The 8574-nt window shown below is 44.4% G+C and carries 6 protein-coding genes; 1 reads left to right on the forward strand and 5 read right to left on the reverse strand.

The features are described 5' to 3' along the window. Positions 1 to 31: 31 nt before the first annotated feature. The 5 genes from TY49_RS08180 to TY49_RS08200 form a co-directional block, all read right to left on the reverse strand. A complete protein-coding gene (locus tag TY49_RS08180) occupies positions 32 to 3268 on the reverse strand; it encodes an AfsR/SARP family transcriptional regulator (protein WP_041965421.1) in 3237 nt (1078 codons plus the stop codon). A 103-nt stretch (positions 3269 to 3371) separates the two neighbouring features. Further along, entirely contained in the window at positions 3372 to 3926 is a 555-nt protein-coding gene (gene lepB / locus TY49_RS08185; protein ID WP_041965422.1) for a signal peptidase I, read from the reverse strand. Positions 3927 to 3953: 27 nt separating this feature from the next. Beyond that, positions 3954 to 4571, reverse strand: coding sequence for a TVP38/TMEM64 family protein (locus tag TY49_RS08190; protein WP_041965423.1), 618 nt, complete (start codon positions 4569 to 4571; stop codon positions 3954 to 3956). Between the two features lie 127 nt (positions 4572 to 4698). Continuing rightward, complete coding sequence (locus tag TY49_RS08195; RefSeq protein ID WP_041965424.1) at positions 4699 to 5637, reverse strand: LCP family protein; 939 nt, start codon at positions 5635 to 5637, stop codon at positions 4699 to 4701. Positions 5638 to 5891: 254 nt separating this feature from the next. Continuing rightward, positions 5892 to 7874: a S9 family peptidase gene (locus TY49_RS08200; RefSeq protein ID WP_041965425.1), complete on the reverse strand. Its 1983-nt coding sequence runs from the start codon at positions 7872 to 7874 to the stop codon at positions 5892 to 5894. A gap of 247 nt (positions 7875 to 8121) precedes the next feature. Here TY49_RS08200 and TY49_RS08205 point away from each other — a divergent pair, with 247 nt between their 5' ends. Further along, positions 8122 to 8553: a YhjD family protein gene (locus tag TY49_RS08205; RefSeq protein ID WP_041965426.1), complete on the forward strand. Its 432-nt coding sequence runs from the start codon at positions 8122 to 8124 to the stop codon at positions 8551 to 8553. Positions 8554 to 8574: the final 21 nt, after the last annotated feature.

Genomic DNA, 8574 nt, shown 5'->3' on the forward strand with positions numbered 1-8574 from the left:
GTGCTCAGTCGAAACTGTCAGTGATTACTGATTAGTTCCCTTCAATTATCATCTCATACATATGCCTTGTTGGTTCCAGTGGGGTGACTCCCAGTTCCTCTTCTAACACTTCACTGCATTTTTTATACCATCGGATTGCCTGCGGACGATTGTTCTTCCGATAATAGCAAAACATCAGCAATCGATAGGCTTCCTCCCATGTTCTGTCCCTGTGGAGGATTTTTTGACACCAATGAATGGCAGAATCATAGTTTTCACGCCTTACATTCAGCTGCGCCAGCTTCTCCGCACTTCGCAAAAAGTAAACAAGCAGCCGTTCTCGCTCATTGAGGCACCAGTCCTCATACCGTCGTTCAGGAAGATAATCCCCATTATATAAATTCAAGGCACGCTCTAGTTCTTCCATTGATTTTTCCGTATTCTTCTCTTCAAGGCCGGCTTCTGCCCATTCCTCAAAAATCCGCGAATCCAGCTCAATGGCCGCCTGTGGGTTAATTCCGTAGCCTGTTCCCTCCCTGATAATGAAAAACGGGGCGGATCTCGCTTTGCGGGTAGGCTCCAGTACATTATTCAAAGCATTCAGAGCAACTTTAAAATCTCTGTCTGCACTCTTTTCCTCATGAACTGGCCAGAGAATCTGGAAAATATCCTCCTTCATCAGGAACTGGCTCCTCTTTGTCAAAAAAAGCTGGAACAGCTCTTTTGCCTTTCCCCTCTGCCAATCCCTGTCCTCCACTTCCCTGTCCCCTAGCCAAAGCCTGAATTGCCCAAGCGTTTGAACCCTTAACGTATAGCCAGGATGGGCATTCAGACGCGGGATTTTCAAATCCTCCAGCAGCTTCTCAGCATAGCCGGGCATAATGGATTGCTTTACTGCTTGAATGAGCATCGGTGCAAAAACCTGCAAGTCCCGAGGACCAAACGTCGTCCGCTTTTTCAAGAAGAATTCATATCCACCTGTCTTCATCCTTTTCAAAAAGCTTGAAAATGCTGTTTTGAACTCCTGAATGTCATTTAATGAGTAATAATAGTAGGACTTCCAAAACGCAAGCAGCATCCTCCCATATTCATCTCCACACTGACTGATCAGTCCCTCTGCTTTCCGCAGGTTCTCGCTTGCCTCCTTGTGCCTGTCGTTGTATATTGACGCAATGGCCAGGCAAAGAGTAATGAGTGCCGATAGCCAGACATCCTTCACTTGTTCTGTTTCAAGCAGAGCCTTTCGTCCAGCCTCAGTAGCCCTCTCATATTCACGCCTTGATCCGTAAAGGATGCACAGGCCCATCAGCGGTTCGGCCTTCCCGCGTTCGATGCTCAGGCGACCCATGATATCTAGTGCCGTCTCATAGCATTTTTCAGCAAGAGCGAGATCATATTGTTCAATCAACTGGACTGCATGCCCCATCCTGATCCATCCGCAAGCTTCCACAAATGGAGCTTGGATATCAATGCCATGCTGGATACCTGATTGTGACAATGCCTTTGCCTTCATGCCATTTCCTGTAAAAGCTTCAATCAATGCTAGCAGCAAATCCGTTTCACGATGTGACTGGGGCAAATGCAGTTTCTCATTTAGAGGGTCTATTGCTTTTACATCCGTTAAAATCTTTCTGGATTCATCAAATCGCCCGGTCCTTAAGGTTAGCCGTGCTTCCAAGGTTCCATCCTCAATGTGGACACTCATCGACCTAGCCCGTTCAATCCATTTTTCCGCCTTCAAGGCCTGCCCAGAATTGATCAGATTTTCAGCAAGAAGGCGATACAGCCTTCCCGTTTCCTCAGAAGCACCATTCATCATCGCTGCTTCCCGAAGCTCTATCGCTTGAGCTAATATACGTTCAGCTTTAAGCGGCTGAATCGTATCAAGGTAAATTTTCGCTTTTCCTTCAAGAGCTTTGCTTTTCCATTCCGCATTTCCTATCCTGTCAGCTGTTTGAATTGCTTGCTCATAGCATGCTTCCGCTTGCTTGTACAATGAGCGGTAACGGTAAACTTCACCTTCAAGAAACAAAAGTGAACAATAGCGGCTTTTATCTTCCAAAGGGATTTTTGCTAGCCGCTCCTGCAGATTCTCGAGCTTGCCCATTTCGAGTAGCTCCATCCCCTGTTCATCCATAATCGCGGCAGCAGCACGGTATTGTCCTATTTTCTCATAGCAGTATAAAGCATCTTCCCAATGCCCTTTTTTTTCAAAATAATGTGCACTATTCATCATCAAAACTTTGTATTGTTCGGGCTGGCTAGTGATCAGCCTGTTCTCGAGGAATTCGCGGAAAAGAGCGTGATACCTGAACTGGCTGCCGCCAATCTGTTGAATGAACAGGTTTTTCTCAGTCAGCTGCTCCAGCATCTGGATGGAGCTCTTCATGCCGAGGATGTGGTCGCATACATCCGTACTTAGTTCTTCAAAGATGCTTGTCTGTTCAAGGAATTGCTGGATCATTGGAGGCTGTTTCGAAAACACTTCATAAACCAGATATTGAAACAGATCCTCAAGCGACTTTGCCGGCTCTGCCAGGAGCTCATCAAGACTTTGAAGGTGCGGCAGCTGCTGGGCGATCATTCCAATTGCTATGACCCAGCCTTCCGTAATGTTATACAACTGGTCAATTTGATCGTCACTAATATCAATCTGATAAAAATCAGTAAGGAGAAGCTCGATTTCTTCTTTTCCAAAAATTAAATCTGCCTTCGAAATCTCATTCAATTCATTCCTTGCCTTCAACTTGGCAAGGACTTTCCAACCGGGCTTCGTCCTCGACGATATGACAAGATGGAGATGTCCCGGCATATGCTCCAGCAGTTTTTCCAACCAGACATTGATATGGTAGGAATGCTCTATTGCGTGGAAGTCATCAAGGATGACAATGATTTTCTCAGGTATTTGGAGGGTTTCATTGATGAAAAGCGAAGAGAGCATGCTAAGTTCCTCTTCTCTTATATAACGGTCCATCTTTTTCATATAAGTGATTAACTCATGGCCAAAATCCGGGAACAAGGTTTGAATCGAGGCTGTCAAATAGGATAGAAACGGAAGAATATCGTCATCGGAAGAAGTGATTGTATACCAGCAGCACGACTGGTTCTGATCCTTGACATGCAATGCCAGAGCCGTGCTCTTTCCATATCCGGCACCTGCTTGGATGATGGTCAGCGGCTTTTCGGTAATCGCTTTCATTTTTTTCGATAATTTGGCCCGTCTGATCCATTGATCCTGTAAGCCAGGAACAATTAATTTTGTTTTGATCAATGGCAATGTTCCCTGCATATAATCTCCGCCCTGTTTTCATTATAATGATGCCAGTCTAACATAAACGAATTAAAAAAAGACTCGAAAATTGACGAGTCTTTTCACTTCTCTATATGTATAGTTAGAAAGATACATCCATTTCCTCGAGCGGCCAATACCTCAGATTCACTTTGCCGACAACCTGCTCTTCCGAAATGAACCCAAACTGCCTGCTGTCCCAGCTGCCCAGACGGTTATCGCCAAGGACGAACAATTTTCCTTCCGGCACTCTTTCAACCCCGGTCAAATCCTCAAGGGTGAAGTCGCCGGTCAAATAGCTCCCGGGTGATTGCTCGCGGTAATGCTTCAAAAAAGTTTCCTTCACTTGTTTGCCATTGATGAATAACATGTCTTCACGATATTCAACTTTATCGCCTGGCAGGCCGATGACGCGTTTCACAAAGTCTTCCTCTTCATTCGCATGGAATACGATTACGTCAAACCTTTCGAGATTTTCTGTTTCGTATCCCAGCTTATTGACAACGACTTTATTCCCATCTTCCAGTGTAGGGAGCATGGATTCTCCTTCAACAACATAATTGGAAAAAAAGAAAATCCTGATAAAGACAAATATGATCATTCCGAGGGCAAAAGCCTTGATCCATTCGAGCCCTTCCCTTTTCACGATTTCTTTCATCGACTTCCTTCACCACCTGTTATCCTGCTATCTGTCATTATCGTCTTTTCCAACACTCATATTCATTTTTACTTCAATTCTTTTGCCGATATACCACAAGATGGCGATTACTGCCAGAACGATAGCCGTTCGCGCGGGATTAGTGATTAAAGAACGAATATCATAACCTACAAAGCTGATCGTAAAAATCATCACCATTTTCCCCGTAATCACTGCAAGCATATACTGTGCCATGCTGATTTTTGAAAGCCCTGCTACAATATTGACCAGGGCAGATGGTGTAAAAGGGAAACACAGCATGAGGAATATTGGGCCAAATCCATGACGTTCAATCCAGTTCATCCCTTTCTGGACTTTTGGATGGCGCTGTAAAAACCTTAGGATTCGTCCCTGGCCGTACCTGCGAAAAATCAAGAAAACGAGCAAGGCACCGAGAACTGCTCCCGTCCAGGAAAAGAGAAACCCAAGCCAAAGCCCAAACGCATTCGCATTTGCCATGACAAATAGAAACAATGGTAGGAACGGCAAAAAAGCTTCCAGCATTGGCAGCAAAATTCCCGGAATTGGCCCAAACGATCGGTATTGGTTGAGCAAATCCATAATGTTTTCGATTGTAAACCATTCTTTCAATAATTCAACATCCATTGATATCTCCTTGTCCAAAACACTTGGTAATCAGAATTCCACAGAGTCTGATTACCTTATCCTATTTACCTCTTAGAGATAATTGTACACCTCTAATTCTTAATTTGGGTAATTTTTAACAAGCTATCTACTTAGTTAAAAAACTCTGCAGCGCGGTTCTGTTTTCTTCGAAATCTATCGCCAGTACCGCTCCTGCACCACTCACCCTCTGGTTCTCGAATGATCCTTCAACCGGTATCCTCATTGTTTCGATATTCCGATTATCCTTTGAAATCAGCCCTTTTCCCATAAATAAGATATCGCCTGTATCCATATTGGTATTAATAAACGGCGTAACGACTCCAACCAATTTAGGAAGCTTCGGCAGTGTCTGGATGCTGGCGAACTGCTTGCCGACTTCTTTTATGACGTTTTGCTGGCGTTCTACACGGCCAAAATCACCTACTGCATCCTGGCGGAACCGGACATACCCAAGCAGATGTTTTCCATCCAGTCTTTGCACACCAGGTTCCAGTGTGACACCGATTCCCTCTGACATTTTCTTTTCAACATTAACTTCTACACCTTCTGGGAATGCTTCATCCATTAAACGGACAAACCCTTCAAAATCAACGATTGAATAATATTGAAGGCTTACATCAAAATTTTCCTTTATTGTCTGCCTCAACAGTTCCGGGCCGCCAAGCGCAAACGCAGCATTGATTTTATTCATCCCATGTCCCGGAATCTCCACATACGTATCCCTCATGATAGAGGTTAATTTATAAGACTCTGTATCTGGATTATAGCTGGCGATCATGATTGTATCTGAGCGCGAAGTTTCTTTTGCTCTTGCGTCACTGCCGATCAGCAGGATATTCGTCAGGCCATTTCGATCACTCTCGCCATTAAATTGGTATTCCTGCTTGTTTTCCTCTGCCGTCTTTTCCGAATCATTCACGCCAGAACGGTACTGCATATAGGAATACAGCGCAACGGCTCCGACCAGAAAGAATAGCAGTAAAAAGATACTCGACCACCTGATTCGCTTTTTTCTTTTTTTATGTTGATGCCTATCTGATCTCATTCGAAAAACCCTTCCGTTTTATAGATATTGATAAAACATGGATTTTATTAAGCACTTTACTTTAAATTGCTGCTGTAGCAATGTTTTAATTCATGACCTTTTTCAGATTGAAATAATGATTCAAAAGCAACAATCAAGTGAAATACATATTACTATTTTCCTTCTTTACCTATAACCTTAAACTTATCTGGAGAATTTTTCAAAAATAAACCCGCGGCAGGAGCATTTGCCGCGGGTGAAATGTTCTATTGATTTTACAGATAGCTATTAAACCAATCGACGATTGATGCCAATCGGCTTAGGCGGAGATTAGGCTTTCCGCTTCTTGAAAGCTCATGGTTGGATTCTGGGAAGCGGATGAACTTCGTTTCCTTTCCCTGTCTCTTCAAGGCGATAAATAGCTGTTCCGCCTGTTCAATCGGGCAGCGATAGTCCTTTTCGCTGTGAAGGATCAATAATGGTGTATTAATTTTATCCACATAGGCGAGAGGTGAATGCTTCCACAATTTTTCCAAGTCACTGAGGTCAGCCTGAATTTGCCACTCTGTAAAATAGTAGCCGATGTCGCTGACGCCATAAAAACTGATCCAGTTTGAAATCGAGCGCTGAGTGACGGCAGCCTTGAACCTGTCAGTATGTCCGACAATCCAGTTTGTCATGAACCCGCCATAGCTGCCGCCGGTCACTCCTAATCGATCCTTGTCAATGAAATCGTACTTTTCCAGCGCGTGATCGACAGCGTCCATCACATCCTGATAGTCTCCGCCTCCATAATCGCCTCGCACGGCATTGACGAATTGCTGCCCATAGCCATGGCTGCCGCGTGGATTGATATAGAGAACTACGTAGCCTTCGGCCGCAAGGACCTGAAACTCATTGAAATACGAGTTCGCATACATCGCATGCGGTCCCCCATGAATCTCGAGAATCAGCGGATATTTCTTGCCTTCTTCATATCCCGCAGGCTTCATGATCCAGCCATTTAGCGGGGTGCCGTCACTGGCCTCGAAAGAAATTTGCTCTGGCTGCGATAAAGTGACCGACTCCAAGACCTTTTCATTCACGAACGTCAGCTGCTTCACCTCACCAGTGGTCACCTCAAGCTGGAACAGTTCCCCTGGGAGCACTGGATTGCTGATAGCTGTGACAATCCTCTGGTTTTTACCGTCCAGTGTGTACCCATACACATGCTGCTGGTCAAGAAGTGCTGGATACACTTCACCGGCAAGGTTCGCAAAGTATAAAACAGTATTTCCCTGGTCGGTCGCAAGGAAATAGAAGCTCTCACTATCTTCGCCCCAGATCAATCCAGGACTGTTCGCTCCCTGATGGAAGTCTGCGGCAACAGCGTCTCCAACAAGGATATCCATATTTTCTGTGACGCATTGGATGTTTCCAGTCTCGAGCTCCTGAACCCAAACTTGAGTTAACGTTGCATTTTCAAACTCTCTTTCATGCCCCGTATAGCCAAGGTATTTCCCATCAGGTGAAAATACGGCGTTTCCAAAGTAGCCAGTTCCGTTTGTAAGCTTTGTTTTGTTCCCTGTCTGGATATCCATCAGCCATAAATCACTTTTGAATGATAAATCACGTTCAGGTGACTCATCAGCCGACAATACAAGACTTTTGCCATCAGGAGACCAGCACTGCAGATGGTAGTCTACTTCGCCTTTTGCCACTAATTCAGCCTTGCCATCTGCAAGATCCACAATGACAGTCTGTCGATACTTGCCGTCCCAGAAGCCAGCTCCATCTGATTTATATTTCATTTCCTGTGCTACGAACGGTTCCAGCTTCTTGTCGTCCTTCTTCTCTTCATCTTTTGCAAGCAAATCTTCATCAGGCTTCAAGGATACGGAGCATGCGATTCTTTTTCCATCCGGAGACCAAACGGGACCATTCGCACCATTCCTGAAATCAGTTACCTGCTTCGCTTCCCCGCCGGCCGCATCCAGTACAAATATCTGGTTCTTGCCGCTGCGGTTCGAAACGAAAGCCACCTTCGTTCCATCCGGTGACCACCTTGGGGAATGATTGCGGTTCTCACCGTAAGTCCATTGCTTCGGCTTACCGCCATCTTTAATGTCAATTATGTATAAATTAGAGGCATAATCATTCTTTTTCTCCAGCATCTCTGTCTGGACAAACACACACTTCTTTCCATCTGGTGAAAACTGTGGGTCCGTAACGGACTTTAATTCAAATAAATCCTCTGCTTTAATAAATCTTTTTTCCATTTCAGGAGCCATCCTTCCAAAGTTAAATTATTCACTTTATATTTCGATAACAGAAATAAATATCCTGCTTTTACTTCAATTTTTTTCTAAAGAAAGCCAACACCACACCAGCACTGCAAGTTTCCTTTTATTTTGGAGAAGATGATAGTGGGAGGAAAATTTTTTTACCCTCTTGAAATACTCCTCAAAATCCAGTACGATAATTACGAACAGATGTTCTTATTTTATTTTGAAGGGACAGAGCAAAATGACAAGGATTCCTGAAAAAGACCGCGATATTATGGAGCAGGCCATCTATTTGCCGATGGTACTGGTCGTGCTCAATCGGGATCTTTCTGTCGTTGAAAATAGTCCATTTAAACTGAAGAAGCCTTATTTGGAGCTAATTGAAGAAACAATGAAAGCAGTCCAGAAAGAGCTCGCCATTGTGAAAAGCTACCTCAAAAAAAATAACCTTAAGGTTGAAGAAGTAAAACGGGATGACGCCTTCACTATGTTCCTCTTCATCTATAAAGGCTACGAAGAACAGCATAACTACTTCAATCCCCGCATCCGCAACAAAGTCCAGGAATTGATGATCCACTACCTATTCAAGCGGTTTAAAACTGAACAAAAAGCGCAAGCGCCTCGTTCAGCCCCGACAAGCGCTGGAGGGCCTGACAGTGAAGTCGTTCTTTGACTTCATTGGCAGGACCGAAAC

The sequence above is a fragment of the Mesobacillus selenatarsenatis SF-1 genome, assembly GCF_000813125.1.
GTDB lineage: Bacteria > Bacillota > Bacilli > Bacillales > Cytobacillaceae > Mesobacillus > Mesobacillus selenatarsenatis.

Excerpts from the sequence above, each read along its gene's own strand:
- TY49_RS08180 (WP_041965421.1), bottom strand. The coding sequence starts at position 3,268 with ATGCAGGGAACATTGCCATTGATCAAAACAAAATTAATTGTTCCTGGC.
- lepB (WP_041965422.1), bottom strand. The coding sequence starts at position 3,926 with ATGAAAGAAATCGTGAAAAGGGAAGGGCTCGAATGGATCAAGGCTTTT.
- TY49_RS08190 (WP_041965423.1), bottom strand. The coding sequence starts at position 4,571 with ATGGATGTTGAATTATTGAAAGAATGGTTTACAATCGAAAACATTATG.
- TY49_RS08195 (WP_041965424.1), bottom strand. The coding sequence starts at position 5,637 with ATGAGATCAGATAGGCATCAACATAAAAAAAGAAAAAAGCGAATCAGG.
- TY49_RS08200 (WP_041965425.1), bottom strand. The coding sequence starts at position 7,874 with ATGGAAAAAAGATTTATTAAAGCAGAGGATTTATTTGAATTAAAGTCC.
- TY49_RS08205 (WP_041965426.1), top strand. The coding sequence starts at position 8,122 with ATGACAAGGATTCCTGAAAAAGACCGCGATATTATGGAGCAGGCCATC.